The following is a 24,489-nucleotide window of genomic DNA, read 5'->3' on the forward strand; positions in this document are numbered from 1 at the left end:
GTAACGAATTTAATCAATTTTGTTTTGAAGGGCGAATAACAAGATCGCCGATTTCAATATCGGCCGGCTGGCTTATGGCGTAGAGCACCGCATCGGCAATAGCTGCAGGGTTGATGCCCATCTCCTCCATTCCATTCATAACCATGGTTTTCATTTCTTCGTTTTTGATATTTTCCGCAAAATCCGTTTTTACGAATCCCGGTGAAATCCCGGTGATGCGGATGCTGCCGTCCGACTCCTGCCGGAATGCTTCCGTAATGGTCCGGACGGCATTTTTAGTTCCTGCATAGACGCCCATCATCGGTACGATCTTCAGTCCCGCCGTTGAAATGATATTGACGATGTGCCCCGACTGCTGGCTTTTGAAAATCGGAACTGCCGCAGCCATTCCGTACAAAACCCCTTTGAGGTTAACATCAATCATTTCTTCCCAGCCTTCAATATCCAGTTCGTCGATGCGGCTTAACTGGCTGATACCGGCATTGTTGACGAAGACATCCAGTCTTCCGTAGTGGTCAACGGCGGTAGCCGCAAACCGCACCAGGTCGGCCTTATTCGTCACATCAATTTCAATACCGATGGCCTCCCCTCCGGCAGTTTTAATTTCCGCGACCAGTGCATTCAATTTTACGGTATTTCTTGCTCCAACAACAAGTCTGGCTCCACTTTCAGCCAGTTTCAGGGCAATAGCCCTGCCGATTCCGGCACTTGCGCCTGTAATGGCAACTGTTTTTCCTTTACTATTTTCCATCAGGGTCTGTCTTATTTGTCGATCTGTTCTTCTAAAAATTGGGGATACCGGTCACCGGAAAGTATAATTCCACCTGTTTTTTCGTCAATGGCTGCCAGGTCACCGGCTGTCAGTACAACATCTGTACTGCTGATATTTTCTTCCAGACGGTTCAGCTTGGTGGTTCCCGGAATGGGTACGATCCAGGGTTTCTGAGCCAGCAGCCAGGCTAAGGCCAGCTGCCCGGTGGTTACATTCTTCTGTACGGCAATTTCGGAAAGTGCATTGACCAATACCAGATTGGCATTTATATTTTCCTCAGTGAAACGGGGAAGCACATTCCTCCGGTCGACCTCATCCAGTTTTGCCGTGATCATACCGGTAAGGAAACCTTTGCCCAAAGGACTGAACGGAACAAACCCGATTCCCAGTTCCTCTAAAGTCGGGATGATCTCGTGTTCAGGTTCCCGCCAGAATAAGGAGTATTCGCTTTGCAGTGCTGCTACCGGCTGAACCGCATGCGCCCGGCGAATGGTCTTGACACCGGCTTCAGACAGGCCGAAATACTTTACCTTGCCCTCCTGTATCAGGTCTTTTACCGTTCCGGCCACCTCTTCTACCGGAACATCAGGATCCACCCGGTGCTGATACAACAAATCGATGTAATCGGTTCTCAGTCTTTTCAGAGAGGCTTCGGTAACTGCCCTTATCGTTTCAGGCCTGCTGTCTAATCCTGATGCGGGTCTCGCCTCTTTACAGCCGAATTTTGTAGCGATGACCACTTCTCTTCTGTATGGCCGCAATCCTTCACCAACAAGTTCTTCATTGGTGTACGGTCCGTAAGCTTCCGCCGTATCAAAAAAGGTAATTCCCCTTTCTACCGCATTGTGCAGCAGCCTGAAGGCATCTTTTTTCTCCATTCCTTTTCCGTCCAGAAAATTCAATCCCATACAACCGAATCCTAATGCGGAAACTTCCAATCCGCCGTTTCCTAATTTTCTTTTTTCCATACTACTTTTTAATATTTTTAAACTGACATTAATTTCTTTTACAAAATTGCGGATTGCCACCGTTTAAAAAGTAGCCGGATTGGTAATTGTTGTATCCGGATTTTCAGAAGGTCCGGAAACGGGACCGTTAATCAGCTTCTGATCTCATTGCAATAAATATAATGTGCTGCCGAGGGAAAATGACTTACAAACAGGAAGCCGGATGCCGGAAGTTTCTGTTGTTAACAAAAGGATTTTATGCAGTGAAACAATATACGCCGGAATATTTTTATTCCGGCCTTCCGGTATCACATCATACTTTCCTGCTCTGGTCCGGAGGCTTGACGGCTAACGGAAAACAGCATTTTCCAACCGTTCCAGACGGCTGAGAATATCCGTAGGTAAAGCATGCTCTCCAGCGGACACGTGCCCTTTAATCCTGTAAAGCGGATGGTGCTTTACGTCTTTTTCATCCTTACCGGTAAAGCGCTGCAGAAATCCTGTTCCGTCAATCCAGACCAGCGGTGAGGAACTGCCTGCTTTTTCGAGGCTTAAAAATAAAAGATCGCCTTCCTGATAAGGATATAACCCGGGTGTATTTTCCCTGAACTCATAAATCAGATCGACGTTTGCTAATATTTTTTGCAAAATAACATCCTGTACGGGATCGCCATTTGAATAATACAGGATGTTATCCGTCTTGACGGCCGTTTTATCAGACTCAAACATCAGATGGTCGATATCGGAAACACTTACCAGCTGATTCACCTGCAATGTTTCCGTCAAGAGTTTATCGAGGTTGAGGTTAAAGTGGTTGGCCACCTTCAGTATCGTTTCAATTTTAGGTTCGGCCCTCCCCTCTTCATAAGAACTGATGACTCCCCTGTTCAGATCAAACAGATCGGCAAATGCTTTCTGACTCAAGCCTTTTACCTGTCTTATTTTTTTGATGTTGATGCCGAAAAAACTCATAAGCCTATTTTTTTAGCAAATATAGGAATTAAAATAAATTAATGCTAAAAATATTTGCAATTATAAAATTTTAATCTATATTTGTGTAATAAAATTTGAATAAAAACAGATGATCATGAAAAATCAGATATTCAGAACGGTTAAAGAATGGCTGCTGGATGCGGAGTTCACTATTACCCTGGAAGACGAAGCCCAGAGAATCCTGATTATTGAACAGGAATCAAGCGGAATTAAAAATATGATACTCATTGTTTCCGACTCCATCCTTATCATGGAACAGTTTCTTTTTGAAATTAAAAATCCGTCGGAAGCAATCTACCGCTCACTGCTAAAGAAGAACAGGGATATTGTGCACGGTGCCTTTGCCCTGGACCAGACCGGGAAAAGAGTGATTTTCCGCGATACGCTGCCAACGGATAATATGGCACAAAATGAAGTGCTGGCTTCCATCAACTCTCTGGGAATCCTGGTGGGTGAATTCAGTAAGGAAATGATTGAAATGAGTAAATAAAAACACCTAAAAAGAATTAAAATGAATATTTTTTCGAGACTGCTCAACATAGGGAAAGCTGAGATCCATTCGGTGGTCGACGGTTTTGAGGATCCCATCAACCTGACGGAACAGGAAATCCGTGAGATGAAAGAACAGCTGAACAACGGCACGGAAGCCCTTGCACAGCTCAAAGCGCTTTCGATCCGGAAGAAAAATGAAGCCGAAGCAGAGCAGCAGACAGCTACCGATTATTACAACAAAGCCTATATCATTCTCCAGAAATCAGAGCTTGGGGAACTTGAAGCGGCAGAGGCCGACCGCCTGGCAAAGGAAGCACTGAAAAGACAGGGTACTGCCCGCAAAAACGCCCGGCAGCTGGAAGGCGAATATACGGAACTCCATTCTGCATGCGAAAAAATGCAGGGAAGCATCAACCATCTGAAATCGAATATATCCAAGTGGGAAAACGAGCTCAAAACCCTCAAAGCAAGAGTGCAGGTAAGCGAAGCCACGCGCGATATCAATAAAAAAATGACGCTGATGGATACCGGAAGCACGGTAAGCATGCTGGAAAAACTCAGGGAGAGAGCCGCTCAACAGGAAGTTCTCGCAGAAGCTTATTCCAATATGCCGGAAGCAGGAAGGACCATTGATGATGAAATTGATGCAGCCGTGAACCGGTCCGACAGGCAGGCTGAAGAAGCCCTGCAGAAAATAAAGGAAAGCTTAAAAAAGGAATAAACTATGGCCAGCCAGCAGGAATTTTTACAGACCGCTTTTACCCCGGTGAATACCGTTCTGAGCGTATTGCTGATTATGGCGGTCCTGTACTGGGTCTTCACCATCATTACAGGACTGGATATAGACGTCGGCATGGATGCCGATCCTGATATCGACCTTGATGCCCCCGACGGCCAGGTGCATGTTCCCGAAGATCCTTCCGCATGGATCCAGTTTTTAACATTCCTGAATCTGGATATTGTGCCGGCCACTTATTTCCTTACCCTTGCGCTTCTTTTTACCTGGCTCGGATCATTTTATGCGGAGCTGTTTTTTTCTTTCGGAACCTGGCTTGCAGCATTGCTTGTTTTGCCGCTTTTCAGCACCAGCCTCCTGCTGACCAAGCTGATTTTAAAGCCGCTGAATCCCTTTTTCAGGGAGATTAATCATAAAGGGGAAAAAGCCCATGATTTCCTGGGAAGAGAAGGTAAACTGAAATCCACCATTTACGGGAATAAAACAGGAATTCTTGAGGTTTTCATCGGGAGCGATCCTATGACCCTGATGGCGAAAAGCAAAGACGGCGAAAGAATCGAGCATGGTACCACCGTTATCATCGTGGACGAAGACCCCCAGAGGAAATTTTATTACGTCGCAACGGAGATCCGGTTTTAGGAGATCATCAGCTTTATCTTTCGATACGGATTTACGGCTATGACCTTCCGGATTTCCATACTTTGAATACAGGCCCGTTTACCGGTTCTGTTAAATCGGCATGCTGAAATAAACGGGTGCAAAAGCTGCATCCGACCTATAAAAACATATATTAAAATCAATAAACTATACAATATGAATACTACTTTAATTGCAGGAATTGTCGTTATTGTGATCGCATCCATCGGATTAATTTTCTGGATCCTTTCCATGTACAAAAAAACCGTTCAGGGGATTGTGATCCTGAGAACGGGTTACGGGGGCACCAAAGTGTTCTTCAATGCCGGAATCGTCATTCCGGTTATCCACAGGATGGAATCAATGGATATTTCCGTAAAGAAACTCGAGATTGCACGGGAAGGAAAAGCCGGACTGATCTGTAAAGACAATATGAGGGCAGATATCCAGGTGGCCTTCTTCATCCGGGTAAACAAGTCGGTGGACGATATCGTGAATGTAGGACAGACCATCGGCTGCCAGAGGGCGTCCGATATCCATACGCTGAGGGAGCTATTTGAAGCCAAATTCTCGGAAGCGCTGAAAACGGTTGGTAAAAAATTCGAATTCATCGAGCTTTATGAGGCAAGGAGTGAATTCCGTCAGGAAATTCTCGACATCATCGGGACGGACCTGAACGGCTATGTACTGGACGACTGTGCGATCGATTACCTGGAGCAGACTTCCATTGAAAGCCTGGACAAAGATAACATCCTGGACTCCGAAGGGATCAAAAAGATTACCGAATTAACGGCCACCCAGAACATCAAAGCCAACCAGGTGCGCAGGGATGAGGAAAAAACCATCACCAAACAGAACGTGGAAGCCCGCGAAGCTATTCTGGAACTGGAAAAGCAACTGGCTGAGAAAGAAGAATCCCAGAAAAGAGAGGTAGCCAACATCAAAGCCCGTGAGAATGCAGAAATCCTGAGAGTAAATGAAGAAGAAAGGCTGAAATATGAAACGGTACGGATTGCCACCGAAGAAAAGCTCCAGATTGCAGAGGAAAACAAGCTGAGACAGGTGGTTATCGCAGCCAAAAATAAAGAGCGTGCAGATCTGGTGGAAACGGAAAGGGTACAGAAAGACAAAATGCTGGAAGCCACCGAAAGAGAAAGAATTGTTTCCCTGGCACAGATCGAAAAGGAAAAAGCAATCGAGCTGGAGAAGAAAAACATTCAGGATGCGATCCGCGAGCGCCTGACCATGGAAAAGACCGTGGTAGAAGAACAGCAGACCATCAAAGACCTGGAAGCCTTCAAGACTGCAGACCGGATGAAGCAGGTGGAAATTACCCTGGCCAACCAGGAAGCAGAGAAAAAACTGATCCAGGAAACAAAGGCTGCGGAAGGCAGAAAACTCGCAGCAGAGAAGGATGCCCAGAAATACGTTATCGAAGCCCAGGCCAAAAGAGATGCTGCCGAAAAAGAAGCGGAAGCCCGAAAAATTATTGCGGATGCCAAAGCCAAAGAAGAGGCAACCGTAGGATTGTCCGAAGCCCAGGTTCTTCATGCCAAGGCGGATGCTGCCGAGAGACAGGGAATCGTAGAGGCCGTCGTGATCGAGAAAAAAGCGGATGCTATAAAAAAAGAAGGTATTGCCCAGGCCGAAGTCATCAAAGAAAAAGCACTGGCAGAAGCTGCCGGAATTACCGAGAAAGCGGAAGCCATGAAGAAGCTGAACGACGCAGGAAAAGACCACGAGGAGTTCAGACTGACGCTGGCGAAGGAAAAAGAAGTGGAACTGGCCCAGATCGCCATCCAGAAAGATATTGCCCAGGCCCAGGCCGGCGTTCTGGCAGAAGCCTTCAAATCCGCGAAAATCGATATTGTAGGCGGTGACCATACTTTCTTTGACAATGTGGTGCGGCAGGTTTCTGCAGGGAAAGGACTGGATAAATTCATCAGCCACAGCGAAAATGCGCAGCTGGTAAAAGAGCACCTTCTGGGAGACGGTGAAAATATGATCGGGAAAGTAATGGGAATGGTCGACAAATACAATATCTCTTCGGAAGATATTAAGAATATGAGCATTGCAAGCCTTATCTTCAGGCTGAACGGTGTGGCCAATCCGCAGGAAAGAGGCCTGCTGGAACGGGCTTTGGATATGGCTAAAACTTTAGGGATCGACCAGAAACCGGTCCGCTAACCCTCATCCGGCCATGTGATAAAACGCTCATTGGATTCATGATGATCCCCGGGACGTTTTATCCGGGCGGATCGGTTAAAAGCATTTTACTACAGATGACAGCCTGAAGGCTGCCTAACATTTAATACCACACACGATGTCAGAACAAATTCATTCAGGGACATACGAAATCATTCAGAGCCGTCTGAACGAACAGAAAAACGATCTTATCCAAAGGCTTCAGAAGCTGAACGGAAAACGCAAAGAGATTTTCGGCGGAGCAGATTTTTCACTCATTGCCAACGAAAGGATTTCCACGGAACACAACTGCATTGCCAAGGATATTTTTTCGCTGAAAGATCTTCTGATCTTCGGTTCGAATGCGCATCTGGGCCTGCAGAACGAGATCAGTATCTCGGATGTGTTTTCAGTGTACAGAATCAGTAACGGCCGTTTTGAACCGCAGGAGGTTTCACTGATAGGAGACGATACCTTTAATGAAGAATTCAAAAACCTATATAAATACTACAGGAATACCTTTTTTGCCCGTTTTCATTTTACCGAAAATTATCTGTACATGGTTTTTCAGCTGTCTGAAAGCCCTTCGGATACCAAAGCGTTCAAATGGCTGATCCGGGATTCACAGCTCGTTTATGTGGACTCACGGAGTGCCTCCGAAGTTACTTATCCACCGCAGCACGGATTTAGCTGGACGAAAGCAACGCGCGATATGCAGCGCAGCGGAAAATTTCCGCATGTCTCGCTGGCAGATAAGGTTTTTGTGGAATCCATGGGCGGAGATCTTACGATTAAGATCGAAGACAATACCGATACCGGAAAAGGGATTTATTCCGAAGACGTCCTTCATAAAGACCAGAACCTTGATGATGCGGAAATCCACTTCTGCGATCTGGACAATCTGGTTCTGTTTAAGATCAAGCCCTATCAGGAAACCGAGAGGTATTTTATCTACAATCATAAAGAAAAAACGGTCTCCAGAATCGATACGCTGAAGCATTCTGCCGTCCTGCTGCCGGAAAATCAGGGCGTCCTGTTTTCAAACGGCTACGCGCTGCAGACCGGCGGCCTGAAAGTTATTTCCCAGGAGGTCAACCGGCTTCATTACCTGAAAACGGTTCAGGAGCCGAACGGTGAAAATTTCCTGTATGTATTTTATGACGACAGGACTAATAATTACCAGCTGATTTCCTACAACATCATTACCCAGACCATCGAAACGCCGATCCGGTGCAGCGGCTATTCGCTGCTGTCTGACGGCAGGCTTATCTATTTAAGGGAGAGTGTGGAAACCACCAAGCATCACCTGGCCCAGATCTGGCAAACCCCTTACTCCAAAGAACTGCTTCCGGATCAGGATCAGTCGGATACGTTTCTCTATAAAATCGGCAACAAGGATATTGTGAGGGTAATGGCAGAAAGCCAGGAGCTGATTACGCTTCTGAATAAAAAAGATTCTTACAGCGGGCTGTATGACGATATCGTAAAACTTTCCACTGCAATCCTGGATGCTTATTATTTCCTCGGCAATGAAGAGGTGGAGCATATAGACCGGCCTCTAAAGGAAATCAGGAATATTGCCCACGCGGCCATCAACGAGTACGAAAAGGTGGTTGAGCAGAAAAAAAATACGGGTGAAGCTGTTGAAAAGATCAGAACAGCCTGTGATAACATCCTGGAAGAAACGAAGAGAATCCATTACTCGCAACTGACGGAATATATCGACATGCTCTCCCGGATCCGGGCACTGCGCGGGGAAATCACCGGTGCAAAAGACCTGAAATATGCTGATGCGGCAATGCTGGACGCTTTGGAACAATCGCTTGCCGACAGGTCCCAAGCGCTTTCCAATGCCTGCGTGGACTTCCTGCTCCAGGATGATGCCCTGCTCCCCTACCAGGGCAGGGCAAAACGGATTTCAGAAAGTATCGTCAATTTACAGAAGGCGGTAGAAACCAGACGGGTAGAAGAAGAAATCAATGAGCTCTCCGGACAACTTGACCTTTTGGTTGATGTTGTCAATAATTTAAAAATCGAAGACACTTCCCAGTCAACACAGATTATTGAAAACATCTCGGTAATTTTTGCCAGGCTGAACCAGGAACGGCTGGAACTGTCCAAAAGAAAACGGGAGGTATCCGGAAAAGAGCAGTCTGCGGACTTTCAGGCGCAGATGACATTGTTTGACCAATCGGTTATTAATTTTCTGGAACTTTCGCAGACGCCTGAAAAATGCGATGAGTACCTGACCAGGCTTTCCGTGCAGCTTGAAGAAATGGAAACAAAATTTGTGGATTTCGATGAATTCATTCAGAAGCTCGGTGAAAAACGGGAAGAAGTATACAGCCATTTCCAGAATAAAAGCGTTCAGCTTACCGAAGCGAGAAACAGGCGTACCGAACGTTTGTATGATTCTGCCCTGCGGATTTTAAAATCGGTTCAGAGCAAAGCCGAATCTTTTGGCTCCGGGAATGAGATCAACGGATATTTCGCCACCGATCTGATGGTTGAAAAGATCAGGGATCTTTCCAGACAGCTGAAGGAGCTGGAAGATGCTGCTAAATCGGAAGAAATTGAGACGTTGCTTAAAACGGCCCGGCAGGAGGCGGTCCGGAAGCTGAAAGATAAAAATGAAATCTATGCCGACGGAGACCATGTGATTGCTTTGGGCGATTACAGATTCGCCGTGAACCGTCAGCAGCCCGACCTGACCCTCGTCCTGCGGAATGCACAGTATTATTATCACCTAACCGGAACCGCTTTCTATGAACCCCTTGATTCCGGAGCCATTTCGGAATATCAGGAAGTGTGGAACCAGGAATATATTTCGGAAAACAGCCAGGTAAAGCGTTTTGAATACCTGACGTGGAATGTTTTTTCACAGAATAAAAATTTAAGCACTGAAGAAAAGAACCGGAAATCCATACGGTATTTTATAGCGGAGCACTTCGGGGAAGGCCTGGTAAAAGGTATCCATGATGAGGATGCCCTGACCCTGGTTACAAAGCTACAGCAGATGACCAATGAATTGGGACTGATGCAGTTTACCTTTGAAGAAAGAGCCCTCGCCCAGCTGTTCTGGTATTTTCTGGATCAGGAAAAAAAAGACTATTACCGGAAACAGTTTGAAGCGGCAGACCTGATCTCATCATCGTTTATTACCGATAGCAGCTTCGGGTACCTCAATATGGAACTGGCAGATGAAATCGGATCGTTTGTTCAAGGAACCCATCTTTTTACCGGAGTTAACACGTTGAACGCGGCGGATTACCTGAGAAAAGAAAATAAGCAGGCATTTCTGGTTTCGGAAGAAGCAGGCTCACTATATGGATTATTCATGAAGGATTTAGCGGAAAAAGGAAAAGATCTGGAATTTACCGACCGGTTGAATGCATTGAAAGCCTATCCTCAGGCATGCTTTTTTATTGCCGAAAGTGCCCTGACTGCATTTTTACAGCATTCCGGGAAGCAGGATGATCATGATATTAAAAAAGAAACGGCTGTTTTTCTGGTTACGCAGGCTTTTAATGCTGAAAATATCCGTCATGCAAGTTATAAAATGACGTTGCCAAGCCTGAAGTCACTGGAAAAAGATACCGGATACCGTTTAAATTATTATGAATTCATTTCCCGGTTATCTTACTTTACCGAGACGGTTGTCCCTAAATACAGGCAGCTTCAGGAGCTCAAGGCAAAATGGGTGCGGGACAAAAAGAAAGCCCTGAAAATCGATACTTTCAAATCCCGGGTTTTAAGTTCTTTTGTTAGAAACAGGCTGATCAATGAAGTGTATTTTCCGCTGATCGGAGCGAATATGGCCAAACAGCTGGGAACCGCAGGCGCCGACAAGCGTACCGACCGGATGGGCATGCTGCTTCTGGTTTCTCCGCCCGGTTACGGCAAGACCACGCTGATGGAATATATGGCAGACCGGATGGGACTGGTTTTTATGAAAATCAACGGGCCCTCCATCGGGTACGATCCTGTTTCCACCGATCCCGCTGAAGCGAAAAATGCCGGGGCCAGACAGGAACTTGAAAAGCTGAACCTGGCGTTTGAGATGGGCGATAACGTGATGCTTTACCTTGATGACATCCAGCACTGCAACCCCGAATTCCTGCAAAAGTTCATCTCGCTGGCGGACGGACAGAGAAAGATTGAAGGAATTTATAACGGAGAAAGCAAAACCTATGATTTAAGGTCTAAACGTTTCTGCCTGGTCATGGCCGGAAATCCATACACGGAAAGCGGTGAAAAATTCCGGATCCCGGATATGCTGGCCAACCGTTCCGACACCTATAACCTGGGAGAAATTTCAGGCAGCAGGACGGAACTTTTTGATCTGAGCTTAATTGAGAATGCCCTGATGTCCAACGAATACCTTACCCGACTGACCCAGCCCGGAATGGAAAATCTTTACCGTCTCTATGACAGTGTTCTTTCCGGTTCGCCGACAGTGGACCTGGAAGGAAATTTCAGTACAAATGAAATCTCGGATTTCAGGAGCGTGCTGGAAAATACCCTGCGCGTAAGGGATGTGGTTCTGAAGGTCAATAAAGAATACATCGCTTCTGCTGCAATGGCGGATGAATACCGGAATGAACCGGTCTTTAAGCTCCAGGGTTCCTACCGGAATATGAATAAGCTGATCGCACAGATCCAGCCAATCCTGAAGCATGAAGAAGTCGTCCAGCTCGTCCTGAATCATTACCGGAACGAAGCTCAGACCCTGACGACCGGAGCAGAATCTAATATGCTTAAGCTGAAGGAACTGATGAACCTGATGACTGAAGATGAAGCTTTGCGCTGGCAAGAAATAAAGAAGACCTTTCTTCAAAACAAAAGCATGAAAGGCTTCGGTGAAAATGACCGGATGGCGCAGGTAATCGCTATGCTGGCCCAGTTCAGTGAAGGCCTGAACGGAATAAAGGAGGTATTGAAAAACCACTAACCCGGTTGATGCGATAAAAGGACCTGTATGTTCAGTGCGGTTTTTGATGCTTAATCCTGTTCATCAGTTTACTATTTATAATTTGATTAATTTACCCTATGGAACTGTTTATCCTGTTTTCCAGCCTTATTACGCTGGCTGCTTTTTTTTCTTATCTGAATGTAAAATTCTTCAGGCTTCCTTCCGGGATCAGCCTGATGCTGATGGGCGTGCTTTCCGCCCTGGGCATCATTACGGCCGGTTATTTTTCTGAAGGATTTACCGAAATGATCCGGGAGAAACTTTTGTTAATCGATTTTTCGGAATTCCTGCTGGGCATCCTGCTGAGTTTTCTCCTTTTTGCCGGATCGCTGCATGTATCCGTTCCCGATTTACGAGAATCGTCCAGAAGCATCATCAGCTTTGCTACCTTAGGAACCCTGATTTCAACGGCTGCCGTTGGGTTTGCTTTATTTTACATCCTGCCGTTATTCAATCAGGAGGTCCCGATCCTCTATTGTATGCTCTTCGGGGCTCTGATCTCCCCCACGGATCCCATTGCTGTCATGGGGATTCTGAAAAAAGTGAATCTCTCTAAAAAAATAGAAACCAATATCGTGGGAGAATCCCTTTTCAATGACGGGATCGGCGTGGTTATCTTCGCTACCTTGCTGAAAACAGCTTCTGCCGGAACCGGAAACTTCGGAGCGGCAGATATTGCCGGGCTCTTTGTACGGGAGGCTTTCGGAGGGCTTCTGGCAGGGCTTGCCATCGGCTATGCCGGTTACCGGCTGATGAAATCCATCGATCATTTTCAGACTGAAATCCTGATTTCGCTGGCCATGGTAATGGGAGGTTACAGCTTATGTCACGCCCTTCACGTATCCGGACCGCTGGCGATGGTAATGGCCGGCATAATGACCGGAAACCGTGGCAGGGAGCTGGCAATGAGTGATATGACCCGGGATTACCTCGGAAAATTCTGGGAAGTGACGGATGAGGTTCTGAATGCGGTGCTATTTATGTTGATCGGGCTTGAAATTGTGGTGGTTGCATTTGATATCCATTATCTTTTCATCGGTATTATCATTGCGCTGGTGCTTATCGGAGTCCGTTTCTTTTCCCTGTATGTGCCTACTTTCCTATTCCGGTTTAAAAAAGCGTTGGGGAACAGGTCCCTGCTGATCATGACCTGGGGAGGGCTCCGGGGCGGTATATCGGTAGCCCTGTCATTATCCCTTCCGCCAAGCCCTTATAAAAATATCATTGTTTCCATTACATTTGTTGTGGTGATTTTTTCCATCATTGTTCAGGGAATAACGGTTGAAAAAGTAATTAAAAAACTGAAAAGTTGAGATTCCTGATCAAATGACCTGAACCTGAAGTACGCTGACTGAAGGGTTGGATGCGGGAAGCTGGATGCCGGAAGTTTTTACCGTTAATAATAGAGCCGGAGATTATGCATGCTATTTAGTTTTTTTGTTACCGGCCAAGATCTTATCCGTACTAAAAGCTAGGAAGGCAAGCCGGATATTTTTCAGATTACTATCCGAAAACTTTATTTAAGACAGCTTAGATGAGCCAAATATCCTTACTTTTATATTATGTTGACTAAAGAATCGGCTTTATCCCAGAGCATTACTATCCGGGCAGTATATTTAAACAATTAACAGCTGCTGTTTCCCGGATCCTATTTTTAACTTTACAAAAGGAAGCCCTTTCAAAAAGGCATAGTAAAGATATAAAAAAGCCATTCAATTTACTGAATGGCTTTTCTTCATCTCAAAATTAGTTTATTAATACACTATCAATTTTTAGGTCGTACTCTTTTCTGCAGTCAGTTTTCCGGCTAGCTTTGAAACCTTCAGAAGACCTTTTCCGAGCTTTTTAATAGAAGCACTGTCTTTTGTATTTTCAGCTTTATCAGCCGCTTCTACCGTTGCATTCCCCAGCTTTTCCAGCAGACTGCAGATCTTTTTGTTATCTTTTGCAGACATGGCTTCCTTCAGCTTTTCCAGATCATGTAAGATAGGCGCAAATCCTCTCCTGTCTTTAAGGATTTTAATCCATCCGGTAATATTGGGTGCCGCACCGGTCTTGGATTCTTTTTCAATTCCGGTTTCTACCAGTTCGATTGTTTTTTCAACGTGTTCTAATTCAGATTGTTGTTCGCTCATAATTTTGTTTTTTGGTGTATACCGGATCAGACAATACATATGCCAAAACCTCTAAAAAATCAAAAATATGGTATATAAATATTCTTTTATTTTAATTTTAAGTCAAATAATTTACCTATTTAACGAATTAAAAATCAACCCTTTGAAACTTTTGAATAGTGTTTTTAAGAATATAAAAAATCCACCACCAGAAGACTTGTGGTTCCCGGTGATGGATTTGTAGTGAAGTATACTGCTATTTTTTAGTTGACGTTCATTTTTTTACCAGATAAACTCACATGGGAGTTGGCTTTCGGCGATTACTCTCAGTGATTTGGTTACATATAACCTTAGGAAAGCACCTGGCTTGACACTATAAACAGGTTTACCCTGTACAAGAACAGTCATAGGATAATCTTTCTGATCGAAATTGTAGATCACAATCTGCTGTTTAGGATAAATTTCTTTGAAATTAACAGACATTTTAATCTCCTCGCCGATAATGTGGATTAGCCTGTTTCTGTCGTTCACTTCAAGATTGCCTGAAGAATCGATCTCGTAATGATGCGGATCCAGCCGGATGGCATACTCGGATTCGTCATTGACGATTTCGTCCCTTAACTGCGCAGTACTGCCGTCACCGACAAAAACTTCATCACTGATCGCATTTGCACTGATAACCCCTGCCGATGCCATGATTGGAGCAACAAACTCTTTTGCGCCGGATATAAGTTGCGTTCCAGTTGTCGTAACAAAATCATTAGAATTAAAGCTGCTTTGACTTACGTAATTATCCGTAAGATATTTTCTCTGTACAAAACTACCATCAAACATTGGAACTTTATACTGAGCGAATATCCCTTCATTGTTAATATTATAGGCATTGGAAGAACCATTGTTCGAAGAAGTAATATATACACCTCCTGGGTATAGATTTAAGTTACTGAAAATTGTACCATTCTCATTGGCCGCTACATTAAATCCATTTTCAATGTCTGCTAATAATTGAAAGCTTTGACCAGGAAAATATGAATTATTATAATCCGAAACCCAAAGTTTACCTTCGTAATATTGGTCCCTACCAATTTGCACTTTAGAATCAGGCGTTGAAAGAAGACCAGTTAGATTATTGGTTCCGGTTAATGGGATATAATCGCTTTGATTATTATAAGCGTCAGTCCAATTATCAATATCTGATTGAGTGAAGTCATTATTTCCCCAATGTCTTACCCAGTTGCTCCATCCTCCATCAGCTTTGGTTCTTGAAACAATATTGCCATTGTATCTTTCAGCTTGTATCTGTGTAGCTGAATATATATTCTCTGTTTCTAAGTGAAGTAAAGCTCTATATCCATCTTTTGCACCGGTATAATTACCAGAATTAACCGCTCCATAAGCAATACTGTAAAATCCTGTTTGAGATAGAGTATTTAAATCATGATTAGAACCAGTGTAGTCAATTGCAAACTTGTTTAAGTAATTGGTTAATTGATTTATAACCCATGTCTGGTAACCATCAGGATTAAAATTACCTGCATGATAAACTAAATAACCATTAACATAAGCTCCTGATGCATTTGCCAAAAACCAATTTAAGTTTTCATTATTATACGGTTTGACAACAAACCCTGTAGATACGCCAAACCCATCGGTATCATCGTTAAATCTTTGAACATAGTGTGCAGAATCACTATACCCAGCAAGGAGTAATTTTTGACCGCTTGTTAAGCCTATTCCTGCATTAAATGTCTTTTGATGAATTATGGTTTGAGGTGTATCTAAGGTTACCGGGCTTAAATTTACGTTATCCCAAATTCCCCTCCATGAAGCACCGTTAGCACCATCTGGATTATAGAATGTTTTGTAATACAAGCTATTACCATGTCTTCCCATAAAATCAGTGGTAAAAGAGTTTGCAGACATTCGCATAAAGGTACCATATTCATTCATTGGAAAATTAGTATTTCCTGTACCATTGGGTATCTCTACTGATGCTATTTCTGTGCCTATTGGTAACTGATTAGCGTTGGTATTTGAAGTAAATGTAATACCTCTGTTCATCAATGCGGAACTATAAGCTTGTTTCCATTGGGCCGAATTGCCATCAATTTCACTAAAAATTCGCCCTGTCTGATCAAACGTAATCACATCACCTTGTGTTCCTCCACCTGTAACATAAAAGTTTACTCCTGTTGGTGATTGATAGATGCTCCAATCTTGTGGTACATTTGGGTCGTTAAGAACAAACCCTGCTTGCTGATAGAGTGTTCCTGTCATGGTATCACCTGATTTTTTAACAGAATTCGTAGCCAAATCATATCCTTGCTTCCATTGGGCCGAATTGCCATGGGTACTGGAATAGATTGTTCCGTTGTTCCCAATATACACTGCAAAATTTGAAGAATCACCAAAATGGAAATTGATACCTTCACCATATTCTATACCACCAGCATTAAAACCGCCTTGCTGGTAAGAAAGACCATATTGATCTGAATTAGCAAAAGACCATATTCTGTTCCTTCCAGCCACATAATATGTATTTTGAAAACCATTATCTGAGAGTGAAAGCCCTGCTGTCCTTATATTACCTTTTGAATAAATACCCAGATACGGAATATTGCCTTCGTCTTGAAAAGCGTTGGAGACGAGCAATCCACCCATATATGCTTTCTGAGCTTCACTTCCATTTAAAAAACCAAAAGGTGTAGAAGCATTAATACCTGTGTAACCGGCAATGGTATACTTCTTCCAATAATCTCCTAATTGTGATGATAATGCAAAATCGGATAAAGGCTTATGACCGCCGCCGGCTAATAAAATTGAATTGTCATCTAATCCGTTTTTTATGAATCCGTTTGTCTTAATCGGGAAATAGCCATTCCAATCAGTACCAACAAAGTGAAATCCACCACCATCGAATCCTAATTGCCCAATGCTAATACCTTCTTTATAAAATGTCATCGCTGGATTTACCGGATTTATGGCATAAACTATCAATGAGTTATCGCCCCAACTACTGCCATAGGTATCAAAAAACTTTCTGTTTGTTATATGCTGAACTGTATCGGTAGTTAAAAAATCAGATAATGATTTATGTCCTCCACCGCCTAAAAGAACATAGCTATCATCTGAATTTTCTTTACAAAAAGCGTTTGAATAAACTGGTTCAAAACTGGTATTATTAATATTTCGGAAATAAAAACCATTCCCCCTGTATTGAATCGTTGCTGCGTATGAACCACCTTGATGGAATGATAATGCTGGGAAAATTCCTGGACTGGCAGACCCACCACCTCTTATTTCTAAGGCTGTTTCATTATATGCGTTACCAGTTGCACCACCAATACTTTTTCTTCCGTTAATATTTTGGAATGTATTAAGTGTAACATAATCAGAAACCATGTTATTCCAGGAATCTACATTAGCTTGATTGAAATGACCTGAATGCCAGTAATCAACAAAAGATTGATAAGTTGCAGGACTTTGGAAGGTTCCTTGCCATTGTCTTAACCCAAAACCGTTCTTTTTAAAAGCTATCAAATTTTGATTACCACCGGATGCGTCCGGATAACCACCAAAATGTAAAAAATCTGCCCAAGGTGCAGTATTATCGTTATTCCATGCTGTAAAGCCGAATTGTAATTTAGCTACTTCAATATTTTCCGGCCGTAAAATTCTGGCATCACCATAGCCTTTGTAAGTAAACCAACCATCTAAATAGTTTTGAGTTACTCCATAAGCAGGATGTGTTTTTGGGATGAAATTTGCATTAGTCCAATTTCTTGTAGCTACTTCGCTATTGTTATAAAATAACTCACCACCGTAAGGCTGTAAGCTTAGTCTATAAGCATTTTGCTGTCCATCTGCTCTTTGTTGCTGAATATATCCAGTTCCGTCTGATTCGGTAAAAAATACTGTGCCATATTTAGCAACATCACCAGAATTAGCTAAAAACAATTTGTAGTTTGCGGGTAATGTTCCCAAATTTAATGAACCAATAGAATCAGGACTATTAATTGTAAGTCCACCTGTCATGGTATCGCCTGATTTATTTAATTTAGAATCCGGATTAAAATTATGTTGATCCCAAATTACTCCAACACCATGTCCAGTTCTATTATGAAATAGATTATTATTATCACTTTCTAAATAAAAAGCAGCAACCGATGGATTACCCATGTATAGAGTATCAGCATTTTCAGCATTGAAAACTTGTCCACCAGATAATAATAGTGAAGTAAACTTTTTTCCATAAAAAATACCCCCTGTTGAAATATCTCCTTTTGAGTAAATTCCATTGTTTGGAATGTATTGATTATCAGCATATATATCAGATACTAATACTCCGCCTGTTAAAATTTTTTGCTGAGTATCGCCTTCAGTTAGAAACGCAAATGGTTTATCTGATTTTATTCCGTTATAAATACCCGCAATATCATACTTTTTCCAGTAATTTCCTAATTCTGATGAAGCTGCAAAATTTGCACTTACCCAATCTGTATAGGCAAGTTCTCTCCAATTACTCCAATTACCTGCACCTAACCCACGGAAATATATTTTATAATCACCGTTAAATCCTAATTGTCCACCATAACCACCAGGGTGTGTTGAAATGCTCAATATAGAATTTGCATTATTTACCATTGGGAACATATTTGAAGAACCGGTATGTATTCTCTGATTAAATTTAAATTCACTTTCATGAAAAAGAGAATTTGCATCTACATCTAAAGTGTCTGGTGAAAATAAGCTTTGATGTGTATGATTATGACCAGGTAAATAATTATCTCGTTTGAAATCACTTGGTGTTGCTTGACCTTCATTAATAAGTCCAAAAATACTTCCATCAAATTCCGCGCTCCAATTCTGAGCATCGAAAGGTTCATCATCCCAACTATATGCCATAAAGTCAGTTATAGCAATTCTTGGATAGCCTAACCCAATTACTATATTAACATATAATATATTATTTGAATCTTTAAGAAACTCTATTCTAGTTATATCCTCTGAGTTTCCAGCCTTCCATGTAACGTTGGTACCATAGTTACTATTATTATACTTGTAGTTATTAATATTAAATTCATAGTAATCATGAGCGTAACGGTATAACTTAACTGTAAATGTTCCCATGTTCCCAGAAGTAAGACCAGTTTTTATAAGCACTGATGAAAAGTAACCACCAGCAGCATTATTAGCTAAAGTTAAACCTAAATTGTTATGCTTAATACCACCATTAGTAAATAAGCGATTTATATTTGTTAAGCTTTTTCCATTGAAGTCAGGATTTTTTATGGCACCGGTATAGGGTATTAATGAAGATAATTCCTTATGTCCACCACCTGCTAATAAGAAGTAATTATCATCAAAACCATCTTTGATAACACCGCCTGTTTTGATAGGTAAATATTGATTTCCAGATTCATTTAAAAAACCAAAATAGTTCCCATAAAAAATAATTTGTCCTGCTGAATCGACATTTCGGTAAAAAGTAATGGCTGGCCACGAACCATCATTCGAAAATGCCATCAATGCATTGTCCGTATAAAATGAAGTATTGCCTTTGGTGAAAAATCTTTTTGTACCTTTTACATCCTGCTCTGTATTCGTCGTCATCAATTCATCCAAGGACTTATTGCCTCCGCCACCTAAAATAACGTGGTTATCATCGGAACCGGCTACTTTTACCCCCGCTGCATTAATGAATTTATAACCGTCATTATTGGTATTGGTAAAGTGGAACTCAGTATCGAAGTTTAAAATAGCGGAATCCGTACCGCCTTTAACAAAGCCAATCCCTCCTTTGGAGCCGTTATTACCCCATACCACAAGGGGCAATTCACCGAAGTTCTGGCCCTGATTGTAAAATATCTTCTTGCCGGTTACTCCCTGGTCGGTATTTAAAGTAACATAATTACCAATAGAATGGTAGGCTTCATTCCACTGGTCCGAATTCCCGCCCGGTGTCGTAAATTTAGGAGACGTGGTATTTCCGTAAAAGTTTGCATTCTTGCTTACTCCGTCAATGTCTAATAAAGGATGGGCATAGGTATTGGATGCATCCCTCCAGTTAACCTGCCACTGGGAATTCCACATATAGAAGCCGATATAGTTGGGCAGGGCGCCTGACGCATCGGGAAAGGCCAAAAATCTTGGAATCACCCAGTCGGTGGTGGTAATCTTTTTAAATACTTTATCCGCAGTGATGGTTTGCTCCGTATTTTTTGTCACCAGGTTAGGAAGATCAGCAGAAGATGCAAAATCCGAAACAGCCTTATGGCCTCCTCCTCCGAGTAAAACGTGGCTATCATTGGAACCCGATTTTTTATACCCTTCTGATAAAACCAGACCGTATCCGTCGGTATCGGAATTGGTAAAAATATAATGGCTTCCGTCGTACTGCAGAGTCCCGGCATTGGTCCCGGATTTATAAAATACCATGCCGGGATTGGAGCCGTCTTCAGAGATAATTCTTAACCGGTGATTAAGATAGGCGCTTCCGCCAGCTGTTCTGAACCACTTTGTTCCTTCTACATTCTGCTCGGTATGGGTGGTCAGTATTTTAAGATCAGACACAATTTCAGCATGTGTTCTGATGCTTAATTTATTCGTCACAGAGTTCCAGACGACCACAGAACCTGTGTCATTCGGAACTCTCTTCACAACAATTTCGCCTTCTACGGCGATATGATTATTAAAATATTCAGGTGCAATCATCAATCCAGTCTTGCGGTTAAAGTAATTCTGTATTCATTTGGGGTAAGGGGAACCAGTACGTCAATCTGTACTTCATTGGGCGAAACGGGCACACAGCTTACATTGATCTTCCGGTTATCGGCATTCCGGTAGCATAGATAATCTACATCCCGGGTATTCCAGCCATGGGTGATAGGAAAAGTAACCGAAGAACCGTCGCCGATCTGCCATGTTTTGGATTTAATCTTTGCATCCAGGACGGCTTTTGTAGATCTTGGGGTCATTGCTTTACTGCTGTCGGTACCAGTAATCGCTTCTACATCCGTTGCAATCTGGATCAGTCCTTTTACCGAATCCGTAGCATCAACGATGTCCGGAATCCCTTTTTCGATAATCTGGTAATTGGCCGTCACATTTGACGCATTATCGGTATTGGCAATAAGGTGGTCACCTACCGAAACGGGTTCATTACCCACCCAGCCGTTGGTGGTAATCACCCATACCATCCCTGTTTTGATGGTGGCCGAAGTAACCGGTGACGGTGCCGTCATGGAACCTTTTACAGTGGCAGGAACATAACCTCCCGGCTGATAAATCAATGCGCCCGTCAGGCTTTGTCCGATCAGGTTTTCGATATAGGTTTTGATCTTGTTTGAAGACCAGGTATAGGTACCCGATTGGGTAGCATCATTCAGGAAGATCGAAACGATATCGGCATTGGTAAGATTCCGGCCCGCTACCTTGATGACATGCCCCGAGCTGTTGGTAAGGATCTGGCTGAGCAGCATCAGCCCGCTGGTCTGATCGGTCTGAAAAGGATTGTTTGTAAGCGGATATTCAGGATGTACGTAAGCCAGGTTGATCCATTCGCTCCCGTTCCATTGGTGCAGCTTCCCTTTATAGTCAATCACCCAGCCGGCCGGTACGTCGCTCGTGCTTGGCAATGTATCGTAGTAGTGAAAGCGGGTACGTCTGAGTTCTCCGAAAAAATTATCCTGATGTGCGTTGTTGCTTATTACTGCGTTGTTGTTCATATGTTTTGTTTTTATGGTTTAACTTTTAAAATAAGGATGTTAATGGGGTTTTCGACACCACCCAACAGATTAACTTCGATGATCTGATTAGTGGCATAATCGTCGATATTTATTTTTTTTCCTGTCACGCTGTCCCGGGCCTGGATGATTACATGTTCCGTTTCGAGGGTATTGGGAAATCTCGTGCTTTCTGTCACCTGCACCACTGCACTGGTACGCGTCTCTGATATTAAAATGACCTTGTCATGAATCTGCCTGTTGAATTCCTGCTGATTTTTAGGATGGTTCAATCCGTCATAGTCATGCAGAAGCTTCACTTTATCTTCGGATAAACCTGCCTCTAAAGCTTCAAAATCATCACGGCTTTTTTTGATAAAGTCAACAATTTCCTGGAGTTCATCCAGAGACAGATCATTGGATATCAGGATCTTTTTAATATTTCCGATTTCTGCGGTGAGGTCTTTATCCGTATTTTTTAACAGGTCAACAAAAGCATTGATTTCTGTTTTGGTATAGGCATTACCCGGCTGACCGGAACTGTCTACGGTAGCCACATTGCCGATTCCCAGTTTATTTTTCCAGCTGCCGATATGGGCTGGGCTTAAATTTCCCGCATCCAGTAAAGCCAGATACTCCGAATGGGCTTCCGAATCGGATAAATGTTCCTCAAATGCTTTTGCTGAGGCAAACGACTGAAGAATTTCCTTCAGCCCTTCAATACTTTCTTTGGGAATTGGGTAATCTTTATGGTAAAAAGCTAAAAAGGTGGCTTTAAACTGAGCTTCTGTGGGAGTCTCTCCGGTTTTAAACCAATCGATAATGGTATTTAATGGTGTATTCATTTATTGCTGGAATTAGTCTTATAAAAAAATTGATTACTGAAAAACGTGCGCATCACCTGAGGTTCCGCCCCTTTATGAATTCCGTGTTTACAGGAACGGATTTCATACTGCCACTCTCCCATTTCGGGATATGCATTTTATAATGATGATCCTGAACTTATTTTCAGGAATGACTCCGGTTGATTTTTACGGCAATTAAAAAGACAGGTGCGTCCATATTCTGTTCTCCGTTGTGCCTTTTTCCGGCGGATCATCAGATGACGGAACTGATCCATGCTAACGGTTTTCAGAGTTTAATTTCATCTTTGTTATGTTTTTATAAAAGTTTTTTACCACTCCGTCCTGTAGCTGCAGCAGACCGTTCTTTCTGAAACCAGGTGATGATGCTGATGGTAACAGGGTTCAAAATTCACTTTTTTTTAATTCCTGTGAAAGTTTTTTGCCTCCCCGGTTCTGTAGCTGCAGCAGACATCCGCCGTATACAAATTAATTACCGTATGATTTAAGATTTTAAGTATATTGAACCTTTAAATTGATGACTGCAGGAATACATGAAGGCAGGATCATTTATTAATATTAATTTATTCAGACCACAAGCCATGACGTTCACTTCAGCTTTTCCGGAAATCCTTCAGACCGCTTTCTCCCTGTATTTCGGACAGGAAACCCGCTATAAATCCCTTTCCGAAATCCCTCTGGACGGAAAAGCATTATCTGATCTTACCGGACAGAACCTGACCCGGGACGAACACATCATTTTGCTTCTGGCCCTGATGCCGCACCTCAATCCGCAGGCTTTGGATCTCTTTTTTGTGCGTAATGCAAACCTTGACCGCCCCTACACCGAATTCGGAGGCTGGCAGGGAATCTCCCATACCGGATTTCTGCCGACCGGAGAAACAGCTGCCTTTTTATTAACCATCGGCAATCCTGACAACCGTCTGCAGATCATGCAGTTATTCAGCAGGACACATTGGTTTTACCGGCGGAACATTTTACGGCTGAAAGGACAGGGAAAAGACGAACCTTTTCTGAGCGGAAAGCTTTGCCTATCAGAAGAATTCCTGGCAAAGGTGCTGGAGAACGGAACATCCGGGACTGGTTATGGTGCTGAAACTCCTTGCAAGCGCATAACTACTCCTTCAGATTGGGAAGATCTGGTCGTTCCTGCTGAAGTGTTGGAGGAGTTGGAAAACGTTTCCGGATGGTTGCGGCATGATGAAGAAATCCGCTCACGCTGGAATCTGGAAAAATACATCAGGCCTGGTTACCGCTGCCTTTTTTACGGTCTGCCGGGAACGGGAAAAACTTTTGCGGCAGCATTATTGGGAAAACGGTCCGGCCTGGAAGTCTACCGCATCGGTTTATCGGTACTCACTTCCGGGGAAACCGGTGAAACGATTAAAAACCTGGCTGAAATCTTTGATCTGGCCAGACAGAGAGACTGGATTTTACTTTTTGACGGGGCAGAAAGGCTTTGCGGAGAAGATCATGAAAATTCCTTATTGGACAATCGCCGGATCAATGAAGAAATCCTCACTTGTTTGCTTGGGTGCACGGAAGATTTCCCTGGTCTTGTTATCATGGCTGCATCGCTACAGGACGATCCGGACCAACGGTTTTTACGGTATTTTCATTCAGCTCTTCATTTTCCGATGCCCGACCGCAATGCCCGGATCAAACTCTGGCGGCAGATGATTCCCGGAGAATGGCTGTATGAAAATAAGGAAGCTCTTATACAGACCGCCGCCGAAGCAGAATTGCCTCCCGGAAGTATGGTAAATGTCATCCGTCAGTGCGCCGTCAGATTGTTAACTTCTCATCAGAACCGGCTGACGGCCGAAATTCTGAATGCAGCTTTGGCTAAAGAGAAAGCAAAATATTAATGCGATCTAACAATCAATGCAAACCCGATCGTAACAGGTTTTTTTCAGTAACATAAAGGGATTGAAGTAAATATGGAATTTTATAGAGTTTTTTTTAGATTTATCCAGGAAAATTATTTTAATAATCAATCCGCCAGAAGTATCTTAGCTGAAAAACTGCCAGCATCCGGCTTTCCTCTTCTAACCCT

14 protein-coding genes are annotated in these 24,489 nt (G+C 43.1%); 7 read left to right on the forward strand and 7 right to left on the reverse strand.

Annotated features, from left to right (window positions below):
* Window positions 1-13 precede the first annotated feature (13 nt).
* From CHA01nite_RS05305 to CHA01nite_RS05315, 3 genes are all read right to left on the reverse strand, one after another.
* The gene (locus CHA01nite_RS05305; protein WP_146940236.1) at window positions 14-751 is read right to left on the reverse strand and encodes an SDR family oxidoreductase; all 738 of its coding nucleotides are present in this window, start codon (window positions 749-751) and stop codon (window positions 14-16) included.
* A gap of 11 nt (window positions 752-762) precedes the next feature.
* Window positions 763-1,740 carry an aldo/keto reductase gene (locus CHA01nite_RS05310; RefSeq protein WP_146940238.1) on the reverse strand — a complete coding sequence of 326 codons (978 nt, stop codon included), beginning with the start codon at window positions 1,738-1,740 and terminating at the stop codon, window positions 763-765.
* A gap of 327 nt (window positions 1,741-2,067) precedes the next feature.
* Window positions 2,068-2,691 (reverse strand): helix-turn-helix domain-containing protein, encoded by a 624-nt coding sequence (locus CHA01nite_RS05315; RefSeq protein WP_146940240.1) that lies wholly within the window; start codon window positions 2,689-2,691, stop codon window positions 2,068-2,070.
* A gap of 115 nt (window positions 2,692-2,806) precedes the next feature.
* Here CHA01nite_RS05315 and CHA01nite_RS05320 point away from each other — a divergent pair, with 115 nt between their 5' ends.
* The 6 genes from CHA01nite_RS05320 to CHA01nite_RS05345 all read left to right on the forward strand — a co-directional run bounded on the left by CHA01nite_RS05320 (window position 2,807) and on the right by CHA01nite_RS05345 (window position 13,045).
* Entirely contained in the window at window positions 2,807-3,202 is a 396-nt protein-coding gene (locus tag CHA01nite_RS05320; protein WP_146940242.1) for a YbjN domain-containing protein, read from the forward strand.
* A 21-nt stretch (window positions 3,203-3,223) separates the two neighbouring features.
* On the forward strand, window positions 3,224-3,925 hold the full coding sequence (locus CHA01nite_RS05325) for a PspA/IM30 family protein (RefSeq protein ID WP_146940244.1): 702 nt from the start codon (window positions 3,224-3,226) through the stop codon (window positions 3,923-3,925).
* Window positions 3,926-3,928: 3 nt separating this feature from the next.
* Window positions 3,929-4,579 carry a hypothetical protein gene (locus CHA01nite_RS05330; RefSeq protein WP_146940245.1) on the forward strand — a complete coding sequence of 217 codons (651 nt, stop codon included), beginning with the start codon at window positions 3,929-3,931 and terminating at the stop codon, window positions 4,577-4,579.
* Window positions 4,580-4,753: 174 nt separating this feature from the next.
* Window positions 4,754-6,763 carry a flotillin family protein gene (locus CHA01nite_RS05335; RefSeq protein ID WP_146940246.1) on the forward strand — a complete coding sequence of 670 codons (2,010 nt, stop codon included), beginning with the start codon at window positions 4,754-4,756 and terminating at the stop codon, window positions 6,761-6,763.
* Between the two features lie 136 nt (window positions 6,764-6,899).
* Window positions 6,900-11,711, forward strand: a complete 4,812-nt coding sequence (locus CHA01nite_RS05340; RefSeq protein WP_146940248.1) for a DNA repair ATPase — start codon at window positions 6,900-6,902, stop codon at window positions 11,709-11,711.
* Between the two features lie 98 nt (window positions 11,712-11,809).
* The gene (locus CHA01nite_RS05345; protein ID WP_146940250.1) at window positions 11,810-13,045 is read left to right on the forward strand and encodes a cation:proton antiporter; all 1,236 of its coding nucleotides are present in this window, start codon (window positions 11,810-11,812) and stop codon (window positions 13,043-13,045) included.
* Window positions 13,046-13,504: 459 nt separating this feature from the next.
* On the opposite strand, the gene CHA01nite_RS05350 is transcribed toward CHA01nite_RS05345, so the two are convergent.
* The 4 genes from CHA01nite_RS05350 to CHA01nite_RS05365 form a co-directional block, all read right to left on the reverse strand.
* Window positions 13,505-13,867 carry a hypothetical protein gene (locus CHA01nite_RS05350; protein ID WP_146940251.1) on the reverse strand — a complete coding sequence of 121 codons (363 nt, stop codon included), beginning with the start codon at window positions 13,865-13,867 and terminating at the stop codon, window positions 13,505-13,507.
* A gap of 261 nt (window positions 13,868-14,128) precedes the next feature.
* Entirely contained in the window at window positions 14,129-20,560 is a 6,432-nt protein-coding gene (locus CHA01nite_RS05355; protein WP_146940253.1) for a pyocin knob domain-containing protein, read from the reverse strand.
* The gene (locus tag CHA01nite_RS05360; protein ID WP_146940255.1) at window positions 20,560-21,573 is read right to left on the reverse strand and encodes a hypothetical protein; all 1,014 of its coding nucleotides are present in this window, start codon (window positions 21,571-21,573) and stop codon (window positions 20,560-20,562) included. The genes CHA01nite_RS05355 and CHA01nite_RS05360 overlap by 1 nt, the downstream gene beginning before the upstream one ends.
* An 11-nt stretch (window positions 21,574-21,584) precedes the next feature.
* On the reverse strand, window positions 21,585-22,415 hold the full coding sequence (locus CHA01nite_RS05365) for a hypothetical protein (RefSeq protein ID WP_146940257.1): 831 nt from the start codon (window positions 22,413-22,415) through the stop codon (window positions 21,585-21,587).
* A 599-nt stretch (window positions 22,416-23,014) separates the two neighbouring features.
* Here CHA01nite_RS05365 and CHA01nite_RS05370 point away from each other — a divergent pair.
* Window positions 23,015-24,301 carry an ATP-binding protein gene (locus CHA01nite_RS05370; RefSeq protein WP_170234689.1) on the forward strand — a complete coding sequence of 429 codons (1,287 nt, stop codon included), beginning with the start codon at window positions 23,015-23,017 and terminating at the stop codon, window positions 24,299-24,301.
* The last annotated feature ends 188 nt before the right edge of the window (window positions 24,302-24,489 follow it).

The sequence above is a fragment of the Chryseobacterium hagamense genome (genome assembly GCF_007991455.1).
Classification (GTDB): Bacteria; Bacteroidota; Bacteroidia; order Flavobacteriales; family Weeksellaceae; genus Chryseobacterium; species Chryseobacterium hagamense.

Coding starts and splice junctions, on each gene's coding strand:
- CHA01nite_RS05305 (WP_146940236.1), bottom strand. CDS start 751: ATGGAAAATAGTAAAGGAAAAACAGTTGCCATTACAGGCGCAAGTGCC.
- CHA01nite_RS05310 (WP_146940238.1), bottom strand. CDS start 1,740: ATGGAAAAAAGAAAATTAGGAAACGGCGGATTGGAAGTTTCCGCATTA.
- CHA01nite_RS05315 (WP_146940240.1), bottom strand. CDS start 2,691: ATGAGTTTTTTCGGCATCAACATCAAAAAAATAAGACAGGTAAAAGGC.
- CHA01nite_RS05320 (WP_146940242.1), top strand. CDS start 2,807: ATGAAAAATCAGATATTCAGAACGGTTAAAGAATGGCTGCTGGATGCG.
- CHA01nite_RS05325 (WP_146940244.1), top strand. CDS start 3,224: ATGAATATTTTTTCGAGACTGCTCAACATAGGGAAAGCTGAGATCCAT.
- CHA01nite_RS05330 (WP_146940245.1), top strand. CDS start 3,929: ATGGCCAGCCAGCAGGAATTTTTACAGACCGCTTTTACCCCGGTGAAT.
- CHA01nite_RS05335 (WP_146940246.1), top strand. CDS start 4,754: ATGAATACTACTTTAATTGCAGGAATTGTCGTTATTGTGATCGCATCC.
- CHA01nite_RS05340 (WP_146940248.1), top strand. CDS start 6,900: ATGTCAGAACAAATTCATTCAGGGACATACGAAATCATTCAGAGCCGT.
- CHA01nite_RS05345 (WP_146940250.1), top strand. CDS start 11,810: ATGGAACTGTTTATCCTGTTTTCCAGCCTTATTACGCTGGCTGCTTTT.
- CHA01nite_RS05350 (WP_146940251.1), bottom strand. CDS start 13,867: ATGAGCGAACAACAATCTGAATTAGAACACGTTGAAAAAACAATCGAA.
- CHA01nite_RS05355 (WP_146940253.1), bottom strand. CDS start 20,560: ATGATTGCACCTGAATATTTTAATAATCATATCGCCGTAGAAGGCGAA.
- CHA01nite_RS05360 (WP_146940255.1), bottom strand. CDS start 21,573: ATGAACAACAACGCAGTAATAAGCAACAACGCACATCAGGATAATTTT.
- CHA01nite_RS05365 (WP_146940257.1), bottom strand. CDS start 22,415: ATGAATACACCATTAAATACCATTATCGATTGGTTTAAAACCGGAGAG.
- CHA01nite_RS05370 (WP_170234689.1), top strand. CDS start 23,015: ATGACGTTCACTTCAGCTTTTCCGGAAATCCTTCAGACCGCTTTCTCC.